Source organism: Streptomyces sp. NPDC050842 (assembly GCF_044456565.1).
Lineage (GTDB): Bacteria > Actinomycetota > Actinomycetes > Streptomycetales > Streptomycetaceae > Streptomyces.
This window is the reverse complement of the sequence record NZ_JBITGA010000026.1, coordinates 1-14,736: the sequence shown is the minus strand read 5'-3', so window position 1 is coordinate 14,736 and position 14,736 is coordinate 1. Positions and strand designations below refer to the sequence as shown.

The window sequence follows — 14,736 nt, the reverse complement described above, 5'->3', positions numbered from 1 at the left end:
GCCTACTCATCGCGCGGAAACCGCCGCTACCTGCGAAAACGCAACATCACAGCAGTCGTCCCGGAGAAGAAGGACCAGGCCGCGAACCGCAAGAAAAAGGGCCACGAGGCGGCCGGTCCATCAGCCACGACGCCGACCTCTACAAGGAACGGAACACCGTCGAACGCCTGATCAACAAGCTGAAAGCCTGGCGAGGCATCGCCACCCGCTATGACAAGTCGCCCGAAAGCTACCTCGCCGGCCTCCACCTGCGAGCCTCCATGATCTGGATCGACGACCTGCTCAAGACCACCGCGTGATCACGACATCACACAGGCCCTAGCTGCATGAGGTGTCTTTCCCCGCGATAGCCTGGGAAGAGGTTCTACGCAGTGCCCGGCGCGGCGGCGGGTGCTGGAAGCAGCCAGCCACCCTGGAGCCTGACGCGGCAGGGCCCTCTGGCCGCATCGGCAAGCCGTACGCGCCTGACCGGGGGAGGCTGTGGGATGCAGGGCCCGGAGCGCGGTGAAGGAGGCCATCCCGAGTGGTTCTCACCCCGCCCTTCGAGCCGATGCTCGCCCAGGCCGCCGAGTACCTTCCCGTCTCCGGCGTCCTGGCGAGTGGCTTGGCGGCGGAGCAGAAGTTATGGACAGGGTTGTCGTCTGTCCGTTGTCCGCGCTGATCTGTGGCTCTTCCCGCGGAGGAGATTGACGTGCTGCTCTCGCTGCGGCGCGAGTGGGTGTCGGGGCGTTGTGGTGGGAGCTCACGGGGAGGACGTCCGGGGCTGGTGGGCGCGCAGGTTAAGGGGCTTGCGTACTCGGAGCTGACGGTGTCCTCTCGTGAAGGGTGTCGCCGGGGCAAGCCTGGACGAGGCGATCAGATGATCTTGAATTTGTGATCCACGTGCGCCCGTCGGCTGCGCAGCCAGAGGCCCCGCTCGGCACTTCGATTGTCCGACGCGGCTGGCACTATCGATGCTGTGAACGGCATACGTACCACCCCACCGCGGCCGTGCGACATCAGCGCGCTTTTCCCTGAACTGGCGCCGCTGGCTCGCACTACGATCCGGCCGCATCCCCGGCCTGGCTCTCCCTCGCTCTACGACAGCTCGGTCGGCGGGCCGCTGCTGTGGCCCGCCTCGCAGCCATGGCTGTACTGCGACAAGTGGCACGAGGGCCCGGTCTCTCCGCTGGTGCCCGTGGCCCAGCTGTACGCGCGCGACGTGCCTGAGCTGCGGCCGCCCGGACGGGCCGATCTGCTTCAAGTGCTGTGGTGCCCCTCCGAGCACCCGCCGTACCTCAAACCCACGACCAAGCTGTTCTGGCGGACCGCCGCCGACGTCAGCAGCGTCCTCACCTCCCCGCCCACTCCGACCGACGTCCAGTACGGCTACATACCGAAGCCGTGTGTGCTGTCCCCGGAGCAGGTCACCGAGTACCCCAACTTCCTAGAGTTGAGCGAACAACTACGAGAAAAGGTCAACAACTGGAGCGCCTGGCGGGCGGCCGGCATCGTGATGGACGATGCCTACGAGGAGCCGCAGGAGTACTACTCCGACGAACTGTCCGAGGCCCCGGGGTGGAAGGTCGGCGGGTGGCCGCCGTGGGGCCTGACCGACCCCGCCGCCCGGTTCTGCATCAACTGCGGAACCGTGATGGCCCCGCTGCTGACCATCGCCTCGGAGGAGTCCCGCGACTACCGGAGGGGCTGGGTTCCGACTGAGGACCAAGGCATCGCCGTGATCGACGACGACCCTGTGCACAACTCGCCCGGCATCCAGGTCTCCAAAGGCAACCATCTGCAGCTCTACTCCTGCACGACGTGCTCCAACCACACCACCCTGATCCAATAGACCCAGGCAGGGGCCGTGTCAGCGGCTGCTGGCAGCATCACCGCTATGAGCGCCATGTTCACCACCCCGCCGCGGCCGTTCGACGTCACCGTGCTTTTCCCTCAACTGGCTCCGCTGGCGAGGACGGCGACCCGGCTGCACCCGCGGCCGGGATCGCCTACCGTGCACGACAGCTCCGTTGGCGGTCCGCTCCTGTGGCCCGCCGAGGAGCCGTGGCCCCACTGCGACGAGCCGCACGACAGCAGGGCGTCGCAGGTGCCCCACTCCCCGGATGACGTCCGGGTCCTCCCCGCGATCTCGCCGCAGCGACCGAGCGGCTGCGTCTCGACCCCGGGGCGCCCGAGGTTACCCCCGAGGAGCGGGCGAACTGGGAGCGTGTCAGGGAGGGCCGTCCGTGGTTCGACGGCTCGAAGCCCCTGCTGCCCGTCGCCCAGCTCTACGCCCGGGACATTTCCTTTCCCCGCCCGCCCGACGCGGACCTGCTCCAATCCCAGTTTCCCGAGTTCGCCGAAACCGCCGGCCGCGAGCAGATGTCCTACCTCGGCTTCCTCTCCGAGCTCCTGCTGGCCGAGTGCGACGACCGGGCCCGCCGCCGGTCCGAGCGGCGCATCAAGGCCGCAGGCTTCCCCCGCGACAAGTCCCTGCGCAAGTTCGACTTCGACGCCAATCCCAACATCGACCCGGCCATGGTCCACACCCTCGCCAAGTGCGAATGGATCAAGAAGGGCCTGCCGCTCTGCCTCATCGGTGACTCGGGAACCGGCAAGTCGCACCTGCTGATCGCGCTCGGCACCGAGGCCGCGATGGCCGGCCACCCGGTCAAGTACGTGCTCGCGACGAAGCTGGTCAACGAGCTCGTCGAAGCCGCCGACGAGAAGCAGCTGACCAAGACCATCGCCCGCTACGGCCGCGTCGACCTGCTCTGCATCGACGAGCTCGGCTACATGGAACTCGACTGCCGCGGCGCCGAACTCCTCTTTCAGGTCCTGACCGAACGCGAGGAGAAGAACAGCGTCGCCATCGCCTCCAACGAGTCCTTCTCGGGCTGGACCAAGACCTTCACCGACCCCAGGCTCTGCGCGGCCATCGTCGACCGCCTCACCTTCGGCGGCAACATCATCGAGACCGGCACCGACTCCTACCGTCTCGCCACCACACGCGCCCAAGCGGAACGAGCAGCCGTCTGAGCGCAGTCCGCCTGCTCTATCGAACTGGCCCGCACTCATCGACGATTACGGTCGGCTCTGACAGGAAGACATCCCGGTCGACGGGGCCATAAGCGATGTTGAACGTGTCGAGCCAGTACGACCAACCGCGGATTCCCAGGGCGCTGGTGAACCGGTAGTTCAACTGCCAGCGGACCCACTGCCCGGGAAGCAGTCGAACTGCCGGCGGCCTGCGCGGCCGAGGCGGCAACCCGAAGAGCGGCTCCACACGAGCGAGCACTCAGAGCCGATCGCCTTCGTCCCGCAGGCTGACACCGATCTCGCGAAGGTCTTTCTGGCTCGAACATGGTTCGAAGCTGTCACGCTCGGACATTTGGACGAAGTGGGCAAACCCAGAGGGCACCTGAGACAACGAGAAGCCGACCGGCGCCGCGTTCCTGCGGGCAGCGGCCTCCCCGCCTCGAGACTGCTTCGTCCAGGATGTCTTGATCCACTGCACCGTGATGTCCACCGCACCTGCCCTTCACCGAGAGCCTACGGTCAACATTCGCTTGACGTCACTCAGGTTCCGGCGCAACTGCCTGCTGCCAGTTCTCAGCAACATTCCACAGGGGTAGAGACCCAGACCGCTCTCCGAAACCGCCTACAAGCGCTCTCCGGTCTCACCTACGCAGCCAATGGCCGCCTGCTTCGGCCTGGACCCCGTACCGGGAAAGGTGGAGGCACTGCGATCGAAGGCCAAGCGGCTGGCGGCGCGCGGCTGGCTGATTGAGCCGGCACCTGGCCGATTCACGCTCGCGAAGGACGTGGCCGGGCAACGCGGCGGGTCATGAGCATCGTCATCGACCAGTAGACCATCGCCTCCGCGCTGGCGATGGAACGCTCGAAGTCGTGCACGAGACGGCGACTTCGCATCAGGTGGGCGATGAACCGCTCGACGATCCACCGCTTGGGCAGCACGACGAAGCCGCGCATGTCGTCGCTGCGTTTGACGATGGCGAGGACCAGGGCGAGGGCCGCGAGGCAGTACTCGACGAGGCTGCCGGTGTATCCGCCGTCGGCCCAGACCAGGGCCAGCAGGTGGTGCGCGGCGGCAGTGACCTGGGTGAGCAGGACCTGGGCCGCGGCGCGGTCGCCCACATCCGCTGCGGTGACCATCACCGCGAGCAGCAGGCCAAGGGTGTCGACCACGACGTGCCGCTTGCGCCCGTTGATCAGCTTGCCGCCGTCGAAGCCGCGGCTGTCAGAGCCGACGACCGCGTCCGCTTTGACCGACTGCGAGTCGATCACGCCCGCGCCCGGCTCCGAGTCCCGCCCGGCCTGCTCGCGGACCAGGCGGCGGAGCCGGTCGTGGAACTCGCGAACCAGATCGTGGTTGCGCCAGCGCCGGAAGAACGCGTAGACCCGGTCCCACGGTGGGAAGTCGGCAGGCATGGCCCGCCACTTCGTGCCGTTGTCGACCAGGTAGCGGATCGCTTCCAGCATCGCGCGGTGGCAATAAGCCTCCGGTTGCCCGCCCCGGCCCCGCAGCCAGCCCGGCACCGGCAGCAGTGGCCGGACCACCGCCCACTCGGCGTCCGACATGTCGGTGGGATACCGACGCTCGCGCGCCCCGTGGTCTCTGGCGTTCCCGAACCTGTGAGCCAGACAGTCACACGCGAGAGTGGCTGAAGTGGACCCCACTCCCGCGTTGCCGTAGAAATGCGACAACAGGGCCTCCTGGACCGCACGTTGGCTTTGACACCCTTCGAGCTACCAAGAGGCCCTGCTCTCATGCACGGCAGCCGCCGCAGTCACTCGATCGACTGACTTCTCGACGAGATCGGGACGACGGCAGTCGCGTCGCTTCTCGTGATCGCTGGGACGGACAAATTCGCACTGCCATCCAGGTAGACGGTCGGCTTGGTGACGCCCCGAGGCCGCCTCGCGGGTTTGAGTCCGGTGCCGCGACTGACGAACCTGGCGAAGAGTCGTGTCTTACCGGCTCGAGGCGCGGCCAACAGCCCCCGCTACGTCCTACTTCTCCTCCGGCTCCCAGGCGCGGAGCAGGTCGAGCAGCCCTGCGTCTCCGTCAACGTGCAAGGAGTCGGCCTGGATCCGGTCGTACAAGTAGAGGACCAGCTCACTGGCCGTGCCGTGGACGGAGGCGCCGGCTGCGTCCGAGTCTTCGCCGGTCGCGGGGATGCGGGTGGTGCGTGCGCCGTCGCCGTCGACGGTGAGGCGCCAGGAGCGGCCCTCGGCGGCGTGGAAGTCGAAGGCCGTGGGCTTGTGCGGCCAGGCACTCGGCGTTGCGCAGACGGTGTACAGGAACTCCTCCACACCGTCGAGTGCCAGCTCGACCGGCAGCGGCTGCGGGGCGCCCCCGGCGAGCTGGGCGTCGTAGGTGTGCACCGCGGTCTCCTGGACCCGGTGCCGGGCGGTGCCGCCGGCGGTCTGCGGTGACTGCGACGCGGGCCACCACGTCCAGCAACCGCTCTCCGGTCCCGCCGCGCGCAGGGCGCCCAGTAGAAGCTGCGTCGACGCGTCCAGCCAGGCCAGCAGGGCCTCACGCTCCTGCGGCACTTCCAGCGCGGCGCGCGCGGCGACGGCCTCGGCCGGGGGAGCGTCGGCAGACCCCGCGCCGACGATGGCGGCCCAGAAACGGTCTCCCCCACCCAGGTGCTCCACCAGATCGAACAGCGTCCACCCGGGGCAGGTCGGCACCTGCGCGTCGAGACCGGGCGCGGCGGCGACCACGGCGCGGAAGGCGGTCGACCGTTCATCGATCAGTCGCAACAGGTCAGGGAACTCAAGATTCTTTTCCACGCCGGATGTCTATCACCGTGCTCCGGTGATCGGACAGCGATTTCACAGCCGCCGCCGGTTGGCCATTGCGGACGTCCTCGCCGGACGCCCGGACACCACCCCGGCCGCCAAGCCCACCGCAGCCGTTCCGCCCGTCCCAGCGGCCCCTGCTCAGGACGACCCCGCAGAGTCGGCGGTCGGTGCAGCCTCGCCGTCCCCAGCAGCGGACCCGGCGCCCGCTGCCGAGGAGATCGCAGTCGTCCGCCCCGTCCCCGTCCCGGCGGCCGCCACCAAGACGGGGAAGATCGCCAAGATGCTGATCACCCTCCTGGCGCTCACGGTGGTGCTCCTCATCGGACGCTGGGCCGCCATGCCCGATCCGGACAAGAACGCCCTCGGGCCCCAGCCCACAAGGCCCCAGACCACCGGGCCCCAGGCCACCGGTGAAACCCAACCCGGTGCTACCGAAGGCGCCGACGAGGGCGATGACACGGGCAACGAAGAGTCACCCCAGGACATGCCCCCGCCATCCGATGACCCGACGACGGCAGGAAACGACGACAAGCCGCAGGACTCCCCTGGCACCAGTCCCGGAGACCTCGGATCACCCGCGCCGGGCGCGTCGACCGGCATCGAGAACACCACCGCCCCGAGCGGGCGGGCGACGCCGGACAGGACGCCTTCGGGTTCCCAGGCTCCGACCACGGCACCTTCGACGGCGACGCCGACGACCGCGCCCACCACGGCCCCGACGACAGCCGCGTCGCTCGGTGAGGAAGGGCGCACCGCGTGCGCCCACTACAAACCCAACCGCAGGGTGATCCTGGCCAAGGGCATGGTCGGCACCAACGTCGCCCAGGTCCAGTGCCTGCTCAACCACAACTATGACTACACCCTCCCTGAGAACGGCGTGTTCGGCGCCAACACCGAGACCGGGGTGAAGACTGTCCAGCGCTGCTCCGGCATCACGGCCGACGGCAAGGTCGGCCCAAACACCTGGAAATACCTCGACTACCCCAAACCCGCCTGCGGCCACTGACCACCCGGCGGTACGAGCGGGCGGGACGCCGGGCCAGTCACGACCAGGAGCCGGACTCAGATACGTACCTGAGCCCGGCTCCTGGTCGTCCAGCATTGCCCGCGCCGACGGATTGGCGGGGCCGGGGAGTGTTAGTCCGGGATCCATCTGACGCGGTAGCGAGCCTGGAGTTCGTCGGCGGTCATGCCCCGCCGCTGGGCGCGTTCCTGCTCCGCGGCGGCCCACTGCGCGGCATCCGGCCCGAATCCCGCGGGGGGAGAGGCGTCATCAAGGGCGAGCTCGGGTGTCTCCCAGTCCGTTTCACCGCCGTGGACCGGACCGAATGGAGCTGGGCCCAGTCCGGAGACACCGACAAGGTCGGGTGACCCGCTCGTCGACATGAACGTTCCCGTCCGACCATCGGGGAGAGTCAGCCGGCCTGGCGCGGCGTCCCGGAGGTCGTCGTCGGTGTCTGTGTGGATGCTTCCGGCCCAGCTGGTGTGCCGGTCGTAGGTGAAGCCCGGCACCATGTCGGGATCGACCTTGAGTACCAAGGCGGCGACGACCGGTACTTCGCGCCCATCGGCGAGCGTGACCGTACCCCCACCTACAAACCGGGTCTTCCTGTCTTCCCACGGCATTGCGCCCCCTTTGCGTGAGCATGGACGGGGATCGTTCCGCACATGCAGGACGCAGGCAACCGCCCTGAGGTGTGTGGGACCGACAGCGCCACTTCGTCGTCCTCGCGTGCGAAGGGTGGCCTGAATGTGCGAAAAAATGTGCAGAACGGCTGTTACCCGGGCTGGTCACACGGTTGGCGGAGTGCGCCGGGCCTGCAAGTAGACCTGTTGTAAGTCATAGGTGTTGGGCCACCCAGGGGATCCCCCGGGTGGCCCTACACGCTGGCTGGGTCGGTCTAGGCCTTCATGTCGGTCGGGGTCCAGACCGTTGCATCAGAGGCGCCGGTGATCGTGGCCAGCTTTCGGACGTGGTGTGCCCCGAGGTCTGGTCTCACTGGCCCGTGCGGCCAGTCTTCTGAGTCAGGAATTCTGTTCAGATATGAGGTGAGGCGTTCGAGGTACGTCCGTGCCGGCACCACCACTCTGTTCGCCGCTCTGGAGGTGGCCACCGGCAAGGTGATCGGCTCCCTGCACCGGCGCCACCGGGCCGAGGAGTTCAAGAAGTTCCTCGTCAAGCTCGACAAGGAAGTCCCGGACGGCCTCGCGGTCCACCTGGTGCTCGACAACTACGCCACCCACAAGACCCCGGCCATCAAGACCTGGCTCCTGGCTCACCCCCGGTTCCACCTGCACTTCACACTGACCGGGTCGTCCTGGCTCAACCTGGTGGAGCGGTGGTTCGCCGAGCTGACGAACAAACGGATACGGCGAGGCGTCCACAAGACCGTCCAGGCCCCGGAGCAGGACATCCGCGACTGGATCGCCGCATGGAACACCGATCCCAAGCCCTACGCCTGGACCAAGACGGCGGACGAGATGGCACCAAGTAGCCCAGCCCCGGCGCAGCCCGGATGTGGTCCTTGCGGACCGCGGCTACGACCACTACAGCCTGGTCTGGGATCTCGGCGTGAAGCGCTGATCGCCCGTCGCGGCACCGAACATCGCGCCCGTCTGGGTGCCCAACGCTGGCTCGTGGAGAACGTGTTCGCTCATCTCCACCGTCTACGGATCCGCTGGGAGATCCGCGACGACATCCACGATGTCTTCCGCACTCTCGGGTGCGCACTCATCTGCTGGCGACGCTTGAACTCATTCCGATGGGAGTTCTGAGGGAAGGCATTCGGTGAGGAGGTCGATGATGTCGCGCCAGGCTCGGTGTGCGTGTTGCGGGTGGTAGCCAATGCCGGGAACTGTCGTCTGGTCGACGGGCGGGTGGTGGAAGGCGTGCAGTGCTCCGCCGTAGACCGTGAGGCGCCAGTCGACGCCGGCTGCCTGCATCTCGGTGGCGAACGCGTCTCGTTGCGCGGGCGGCATGATGGGGTCTTCTGATCCGACCCCGGCCCAGACGGGGCAGCGGATGCGGGCTGCCTCGCCCGGTCGGCCGGTCAAGAGTGCGTTGACTGTCCCGATCGCGCGCAGGTCGACGCCGGCACGTCCGAGTTCCAACACGATTGCGCCCCCGGTGCCGTAGCCGATGGCGGCGATGCGGTCGGGGTCGGTCCGTCGCTCGGCGCGCAGCACGTCGAGTGCGGCGTGGCCGATGCCGCGCATCCGGTCGGGATCGGCGAGTAACGGGGTCGTGCGCGCGAGCATTTCTTCGGGGTCGGTGAACCAGCGTCCGCCGTTGATGTCGAAGGCCAGCGCTACGTAACCCAGTTCGGCGAGGGCGTCGGCCCGGCGTCGTTGGAAGTCGTTCAGACCCGGCCCTTCGGGCCCGATCAGGACTGCGGGCCGGCGGCCGACACCGGAAGGGAGTGCGAGGTGCCCGACCATGGTCAGGCCGTCGGCCGGGTACTCGACCGTACGTGTGGTGATCGTCGTCATGAGGCCGGACTGTAGTGACGCCCGAGCCCGGTTGGGCCGGTCTTCGCCCTCGGCGGAACGGCGAGAGCGTGGCCCCATGGCTGGGCACACGACAGGTTCTGGCCCCTGGTGAACACGTCGATGCCGCTGCGACCCTGGCTGCGGCGGCAGCCACGTCATCAGGGAGGACGCCATGTCGGCCGCGGGCACAGGCCATGCCACGTCCCTGAGACAGCGCTGTGCCGACTCGGCCTGAGACGACATGAAGAACTACAGGTCACCCGGGCCGGAACGATCCGGACGGGTCTGCCGGGCGGCGTGAGGATCACGGCCTGCGAAGTCGCGTCCGGTCCGGACTGGCCGCACGCGGACCTTGATGTCACCCACCGCAGCAGCGAGGCCGGCGATTGAGTCATCGCCAGCCCCAGGCATACGCGACCGCGCGCGAGGAAGCCCTCGCCGGGATTCGAACCCGGGTTTCCGGCTCCGGGCGAACCGGCGACCGGTGTCCTCGGCCGCTGGACGACGAGAGCCGGGCTGTGTCGGTCGGGCGGCACTGCAATCTGGCCTTCTCCACGGCGCCAGGCCCCCAAGAACCGGCTCCAGCTGGCCCCTCGGACGGTAGGTGCCGCCCACGAGGCGCGAGCGTCCCACTCAAGTTCAGCAACGGACACCGCAGCGCCCATGGAGGTGCGTCCGACCAGGTTGTCGACCCGCAGCCGCTCTCCGCTCCCGGTATGTTCATTGGCTTGGGCGACGGGTTCGAGGCCGCGGCCTCTGCGGCGGACAGCGGCGGCCGCGAGAGCTCGCCGGGGGAGGGGCTACGCGGCACCCGCCACTGCCAGTACCGCGACAGGGAGGAGGAGAATCCACTGGGGCAGGCGGAGTAGTGGTCTGGGCCAGCCGACGGACAGCGTGACGACCAGGAAGGCCGCCGCGTACGCGACGAAGTGCGCGGCCACGAACCACGCCACCAGGCTGGTCCCCGGCGTACCGTCCGTCAGGGAGAGGTAGAGCAGAACGAGTCCGGAAAGCACCAAGTCGACGCTCACCATGTGCCACACGGCGTGGAGGACACGCTTGGGTTCGTCCGCGAGCCCACTGGACAGCAGCGGGCGCACCACATCGCGGCGCCCGCCGACGATGTGCACTGCGGCCACGCCGACAGCGGTGGTGCCAGCCGCGAGAAGCCAGCCGTTCATCGGACCTCGATTCCCTTGGCCACGACAGCGGCCAGAAGTGCGGCCAGCTTCTGGTCGGGGTGTTCCCCGACCAGCCCTACGTGGAAGAACACAGCTCCCGCCAGTGTGTCCAGGACCAGGTCCACAGGCGTTTCGGCCGCGATCTCCCCGCGCACCACCGCGCGTTCGAAGACAGTCAGCAGCCGATCCTTCGACGGGGCCAGGAAGTCGCCGCGAATACGCGCCTTCAGTTCCGGATCGGCGGCGAAGTCGGCGAGCAGCCCTGGGAGTGCCGCGGCTGCGGCAGGCGCGCTGAACTCGTCGACCAGGCCCTGCAGCAGCACGGTCAGATCCCCGGCCAGCGTTCCGGTGTCCGGGGGCGGAGCGTCATCGGTGGTCGTGAAGACGGCCTCGAAGACCAACTCCGGCTTGCCAGGCCACCGCCGGTAGATGGTGTCCTTGCCGACACCGGCCCGCGCGGCGACCGCCCCGATCGATGTCGCGGCGTAGCCGACCTCGACCACCAGCTCGGCCGTCGCGCCGATGATCGCCTCGTGCGAACGGGGATCTCTGGGGCGCCCCCTGGGGGGCAGAGAAGAACTCATGGCATTTACCTTACGGGTCGACCCGTAAGGTAAACAAGAGGCCGACTTGTCCCAGCAGTTCTCGGCGCCACAGCGGTGTGGTTCCCCCCCCCGATGGGAGCAGGCCGAGGACGGTGGCGGCCCTGCTCAGCCGCCTGTTCGGCGTGGTGGAGTGCCTGGTGAGGGTGCCTCGGGTGTCGTTGAAGGCGCCGGCTGAGCCGGTGAGGATGTGTTTGCTGACCGGCTTGGTCTGTCCCGGGGATCAGCTGGGGGACTGGTGCCGCATTCGGTTGCCCCGGGGTGGAGGATGGAGAGTGTGATCTCCAAGGAACGAGCGGTCGAGCTGGTCGAGTCCCTGCTGGCGCGGGAGCGGCCGACCTGGGCTTGGGCGCGGTTGATCCCGAACTTGGCCGTCTACCACGTCGAGGAGAGGGATGTCGGGTGGCTCGCCTACTGGAGCTCGGCGGAGTACGCCCGAAGCCCTGATCGGCGCTCGAATCTCCTCGGCGGCCCCTACCTCGTGGACCGGGAGGACGGGAGCATCCACTTCATTCCCGGCACCGAGTGGACTGAGGACTGGGAAGAGCTCTACCTCTGGCAGGTCAAGGGCATCAGAGCACCCGACCCACTCGCTGCGGCCGTCCGGCACCTCGCGGACTCCGTCGGGGCCGCTGCCGCAATGCAGCACCTGCGCAAGCAGGCCCCGCGGATAGGCATGGAGGAGGCGAAGGCATACGTGACGATCGTCAGGGCGGGAAGTGAACCACCCGAGGAGCTGGCGAGCCTCACCCGCGAGCGCAATCCCTGGCATCCGGGCACGATCACGACACTGGCCGGCCCGGTTCAGTAGCCTTCTGATTGCGCGGCCGGACGGCTACCAAACCGGTCAGAGGTCTACTCGCCGTACCCGTTCGCCGGGAGGCTCGTCGCGTCGACGCGCCTCTGGGCGCCACTGACCTCTGCCGCAGCATGCGCGAGCTTGCGCCGTTGCGGGATCAGGGAATGGACGTGCGTCACGCGCGTGCGCGGGGCGGCATCCCCGTCAGAAGTAGAAGACGGGACATGTCTTGACGGTGACCTCGCAGTTGTTGCCGTACGTCTTGGACCAGTCGACGGTGCGGCCCTTGTACGTGCCGCGTGCCGTCAGGGTGACGGGGGCGTACTCGGCGGTGCAGGTGGCGTCCGGTTCGGCATTCAGGCGGTCGAAGTCGCCGTCGACGGCGGCGAGGGCGGCGCAGGCCTCCTCGCGGTGCGGGTGGGCGGGGCGGTCGTCGGCGGGGCAGTCGAGCCAGACGTTCCCGATCACCTCGGTCTCGCCCTGAGGCCGGGCGGCGGTGAGGTGGAGGCGTGTGTCCTCGGTCGGCGAGGGGGCGACGGCGGTCGCGCGGGGGCGAGTCCGGCGGCGAAGAGCACGGCTGCGAGGGCAGTGACGATCTTGTTCATGCTCGGATCAACGCGGGGGAAGGTTGCCGGTCACCTCGCTCGATGGGTTCATGGGTTCAGTCCCGGGTCGGGTCGCCGGCCGCGCCCCAGCCGATGTCGGCCCCTGGGATCGGTAGGCGTTGTTGATTGTGTAGCCGGTGTACGGCTGCCCGGTGTCGTGCGTGGGAAGCGAGTGTCACGGCCTGTGGTTGCGTCCGTCCCGTGGGGCGAAGGCTGCGAGGGCGTCGGTGTCGGTCGCGCGAGCGTGCAGGAAGTAGTCGGCCCATTCGGCGATGTCAGGGTAGGACGAATCTTGGCCAAGTCGGGTGGCTGCGGCCTGGAGGTCGAAGGAGGTTGTGCGGAGTTCGACGCCTGGGCCCAGCAGGGCCCAGTGTGCTCCGGTTCGTCCGTAGGGCATACCGATGCTGCCGGGGTTGATCACGAGTCGGCCGTGGGCGAGGCGGACGAACGGCATATGGGTGTGGCCGCAGACCACCGTGCGGATGTCGGCATCGAGTCCGCTGAGGACTTCCTTCCAGCGATCGAGGCGGGAGTCGACCAGGACGACCTCCTCGTCGTCGCGCGGGGTCGCATGGCAGAACAGCACCTCTCCCAGGCCGTTGATGGACAGTGAGAGTGATCGTGGAAGCGAACCGAGAAGGTCGAGATGGTCCTCGCGGAGTTGTTCGGCTGCCCAGGGGGCGATCGGGTCGGGGATCGTGTCGCGTTGTCCCCGGCGGTATTCGAGGAGTTCGCGGTCGGCGTTGCCGCTGATCCAGATGACGCGGTCGCCGAGGCTGGTCAGCAGGTCGAGAACCTGGGTCGGTTGCGGGCCGGCGGTGATGTCGCCGGTGAGCACGATGTGATCGGCGGCGGTGACGTCTGGTTCGGCGAGTACTGCCTCCAGGGCCGGCAGGACGCCGTGAATGTCGGACAGGACGGCTACGCGGTTCAGCATGGTCGCCACTATGAGGTGAAGGCAGCCGAGTGGTGCGACCTTTCGCCCCGCGCGTAGTTCAGGGGGGCGTTCAGCTGTCTCCACCTCGGCGGTGATCACGATGTTGTGGCCGCCGTCGTCCCGGACGGTGTCGTGGCGTCGCTACGGGTTGGTTGGTGGCGGTACGAGGTGGGTGGCGGTGTGGCGGGCGGTGGTGAGGGCTGACCAGGCGGTGATGGTGAGGAGGTCGTTGTCGGTGGTGCCGTTGTCGCGTAAGGGGGTGATGACGGTGTCGTCGATGCGGTAGGAGGCGTAGGCGGTGAGGAGGACGAGGCGGGCGGTGGGGCGGTCGTGGGGAGGGAGTGGTTCGAGGGCGGTGTTGAGCCAGGTGAGGTCGAGCGGTTTGGGGGCGCCGTCCCAGTCGGTGAGGTGTGTTTCGAGGAGGGTGCGGATGGTGGTGGGGATGGTGTGTTCGGCTGCGGTGGTGATGGTGGCGGTGGCACGGGCGAACGCGGCGGCGATGGTGGGGGTGTTGGTGGCCCAGTGGAGGTCGGGGGGAAGTGGTGCGGGGGAGAGGAGATCGAGGGAGCGCCCTGGCTCGTGGTGGGTGTGGGTGGTTTTGCGTAGGGCGCGGGTGAAGAGGCGGGTAACGGTGCGTCGGGCGGTGGGAGGGATGCGGTCGGGGAGGGCTGCGGGGCCGAGGAAGACGTTCACCATGCGGTTGAGGTAGTGGAAGGTCGTGGCGACGCCGAGTGCTTCGGGAAGTTGTTGTGGAGTGGGGGGTGTGGTGGGGCGTTTGTCTGGGGGGTGGGTTGCCCAGGCGGCGAGGTGGTGGGCTTCGTTGTTGAGCGTGTTGGGCGTGAGGGCGTCGAGTGCGCTGGTGTGCACGTGGATGCAGTAGGGACAAGAGTTGGCTTGGGAGACGGCGGTGGCGATGGCTTCTTTGTGGGCGCGTGGTAGTTCGCCGGTGGCGAGGAGCGTTTCGCGGAGGAGGGTCCATGCTGCGGCGAGGAGCGGTGGCTGGGGGGCGTGGAGGGCGATGGGTGGCGCGAGCATGCCGAAGTCGCGTTCGACTTCTTCGTAGACGGCCGCGGCCAGGCCGGTCGCGGCCGTCGGGGGGACGGGTCGGATGTGGCGGATGTGGGTGAGTGACCTGCGCGCGGCCGGTCGGATGAGGAGGTGCGACATCATTTTCCTTCCTCGCGTGGGTCTGCGGGTGTGGTTGGTGGGGGTGTTAGGTGGGTGTGGGTGCGCCGTAGGTGGTGGGGGTGCCTTGGTTGGTGAGGGTTTGGGTGATGTGGGGGATGGCGCGTTCGGCGAGGGCGCTGAT

The 14,736-nt window shown here is 68.3% G+C and carries 11 protein-coding genes, 1 tRNA gene and 6 pseudogenes; 7 read left to right on the top strand and 11 right to left on the bottom strand.

What is annotated here, in order from left to right; translation table 11 throughout:
* From ACIBG6_RS39365 to istB, 4 genes and pseudogenes are all read left to right on the top strand, one after another.
* Window positions 1–299 (top strand): annotated as a pseudogene (locus tag ACIBG6_RS39365) (transposase); the annotation flags it as partial.
* An 878-nt stretch (window positions 300–1,177) separates the two neighbouring features.
* Window positions 1,178–1,831, top strand: a complete 654-nt coding sequence (locus ACIBG6_RS39360) for a hypothetical protein (RefSeq protein ID WP_399227581.1) — start codon at window positions 1,178–1,180, stop codon at window positions 1,829–1,831.
* Window positions 1,832–1,885: 54 nt separating this feature from the next.
* A pseudogene (locus ACIBG6_RS39355) lies at window positions 1,886–2,319 on the top strand (hypothetical protein); the annotation flags it as partial.
* Window positions 2,314–3,018: pseudogene (istB, locus tag ACIBG6_RS39350) on the top strand (IS21-like element helper ATPase IstB); the annotation flags it as partial. The pseudogenes ACIBG6_RS39355 and istB, both read left to right, overlap by 6 nt.
* Before the next feature lie 16 nt (window positions 3,019–3,034).
* Here istB and ACIBG6_RS39345 read toward each other — a convergent pair.
* The 3 genes and pseudogenes from ACIBG6_RS39345 to ACIBG6_RS39335 all read right to left on the bottom strand — a co-directional run bounded on the left by ACIBG6_RS39345 (window position 3,035) and on the right by ACIBG6_RS39335 (window position 5,802).
* Window positions 3,035–3,508 (bottom strand): annotated as a pseudogene (locus tag ACIBG6_RS39345) (hypothetical protein).
* Window positions 3,509–3,786: 278 nt separating this feature from the next.
* Entirely contained in the window at window positions 3,787–4,581 is a 795-nt protein-coding gene (locus tag ACIBG6_RS39340; RefSeq protein WP_399227580.1) for an IS5 family transposase, read from the bottom strand.
* A 432-nt stretch (window positions 4,582–5,013) separates the two neighbouring features.
* Entirely contained in the window at window positions 5,014–5,802 is a 789-nt protein-coding gene (locus tag ACIBG6_RS39335) for a maleylpyruvate isomerase family mycothiol-dependent enzyme (RefSeq protein ID WP_399227579.1), read from the bottom strand.
* Window positions 5,803–6,094: 292 nt separating this feature from the next.
* On the opposite strand from ACIBG6_RS39335, the gene ACIBG6_RS39330 reads away from it, so the two are divergent.
* On the top strand, window positions 6,095–6,820 hold the full coding sequence (locus ACIBG6_RS39330) for a peptidoglycan-binding protein (RefSeq protein ID WP_399227578.1): 726 nt from the start codon (window positions 6,095–6,097) through the stop codon (window positions 6,818–6,820).
* Window positions 6,821–6,951: 131 nt separating this feature from the next.
* Here ACIBG6_RS39330 and ACIBG6_RS39325 read toward each other — a convergent pair whose 3' ends face one another.
* Window positions 6,952–7,440, bottom strand: a complete 489-nt coding sequence (locus ACIBG6_RS39325) for a hypothetical protein (protein WP_399227577.1) — start codon at window positions 7,438–7,440, stop codon at window positions 6,952–6,954.
* A gap of 438 nt (window positions 7,441–7,878) precedes the next feature.
* Here ACIBG6_RS39325 and ACIBG6_RS39320 point away from each other — a divergent pair.
* A pseudogene (locus tag ACIBG6_RS39320) lies at window positions 7,879–8,307 on the top strand (IS630 family transposase); the annotation flags it as partial.
* Window positions 8,308–8,568: 261 nt separating this feature from the next.
* Here ACIBG6_RS39320 and ACIBG6_RS39315 read toward each other — a convergent pair.
* From ACIBG6_RS39315 to ACIBG6_RS39300, 4 genes are all read right to left on the bottom strand, one after another.
* Entirely contained in the window at window positions 8,569–9,303 is a 735-nt protein-coding gene (locus tag ACIBG6_RS39315; protein WP_399227576.1) for a dienelactone hydrolase family protein, read from the bottom strand.
* Window positions 9,304–9,733: 430 nt separating this feature from the next.
* A tRNA-OTHER gene (locus ACIBG6_RS39310) sits at window positions 9,734–9,815 on the bottom strand.
* Window positions 9,816–10,103: 288 nt separating this feature from the next.
* The gene (locus ACIBG6_RS39305) at window positions 10,104–10,484 is read right to left on the bottom strand and encodes a hypothetical protein (protein WP_399227575.1); all 381 of its coding nucleotides are present in this window, start codon (window positions 10,482–10,484) and stop codon (window positions 10,104–10,106) included.
* On the bottom strand, window positions 10,481–11,068 hold the full coding sequence (locus tag ACIBG6_RS39300; protein ID WP_399227574.1) for a TetR/AcrR family transcriptional regulator: 588 nt from the start codon (window positions 11,066–11,068) through the stop codon (window positions 10,481–10,483). Before ACIBG6_RS39300 ends, ACIBG6_RS39305 begins: the two co-directional genes overlap by 4 nt.
* Window positions 11,069–11,363: 295 nt before the next feature.
* Here ACIBG6_RS39300 and ACIBG6_RS39295 point away from each other — a divergent pair, with 295 nt between their 5' ends.
* Window positions 11,364–11,897, top strand: a complete 534-nt coding sequence (locus tag ACIBG6_RS39295; protein WP_399227573.1) for a YrhB domain-containing protein — start codon at window positions 11,364–11,366, stop codon at window positions 11,895–11,897.
* A gap of 192 nt (window positions 11,898–12,089) precedes the next feature.
* On the opposite strand, the pseudogene ACIBG6_RS39290 reads toward ACIBG6_RS39295, so the two are convergent.
* The 3 genes and pseudogenes from ACIBG6_RS39290 to ACIBG6_RS39280 all read right to left on the bottom strand — a co-directional run.
* Window positions 12,090–12,386, bottom strand: a pseudogene (locus ACIBG6_RS39290) (SSI family serine proteinase inhibitor); the annotation flags it as partial.
* Between the two features lie 279 nt (window positions 12,387–12,665).
* Entirely contained in the window at window positions 12,666–13,427 is a 762-nt protein-coding gene (locus ACIBG6_RS39285; protein ID WP_399227582.1) for a metallophosphoesterase family protein, read from the bottom strand.
* 141 nt (window positions 13,428–13,568) lie between these two features.
* The gene (locus tag ACIBG6_RS39280) at window positions 13,569–14,597 is read right to left on the bottom strand and encodes a carboxymuconolactone decarboxylase family protein (protein WP_399227572.1); all 1,029 of its coding nucleotides are present in this window, start codon (window positions 14,595–14,597) and stop codon (window positions 13,569–13,571) included.
* Between the last annotated feature and the right edge of the window lie 139 nt (window positions 14,598–14,736).

What these genes read in the sequence shown, in the direction of transcription:
- ACIBG6_RS39340 (WP_399227580.1), bottom strand. Translation starts at nt 4,581, where the DNA reads ATGTCGGACGCCGAGTGGGCGGTGGTCCGGCCACTGCTGCCGGTGCCG.
- ACIBG6_RS39300 (WP_399227574.1), bottom strand. Translation starts at nt 11,068, where the DNA reads ATGAGTTCTTCTCTGCCCCCCAGGGGGCGCCCCAGAGATCCCCGTTCG.
- ACIBG6_RS39285 (WP_399227582.1), bottom strand. Translation starts at nt 13,427, where the DNA reads ATGCTGAACCGCGTAGCCGTCCTGTCCGACATTCACGGCGTCCTGCCG.
- ACIBG6_RS39325 (WP_399227577.1), bottom strand. Translation starts at nt 7,440, where the DNA reads ATGCCGTGGGAAGACAGGAAGACCCGGTTTGTAGGTGGGGGTACGGTC.
- ACIBG6_RS39280 (WP_399227572.1), bottom strand. Translation starts at nt 14,597, where the DNA reads ATGATGTCGCACCTCCTCATCCGACCGGCCGCGCGCAGGTCACTCACC.
- ACIBG6_RS39315 (WP_399227576.1), bottom strand. Translation starts at nt 9,303, where the DNA reads ATGACGACGATCACCACACGTACGGTCGAGTACCCGGCCGACGGCCTG.
- ACIBG6_RS39330 (WP_399227578.1), top strand. Translation starts at nt 6,095, where the DNA reads ATGCTGATCACCCTCCTGGCGCTCACGGTGGTGCTCCTCATCGGACGC.
- ACIBG6_RS39305 (WP_399227575.1), bottom strand. Translation starts at nt 10,484, where the DNA reads ATGAACGGCTGGCTTCTCGCGGCTGGCACCACCGCTGTCGGCGTGGCC.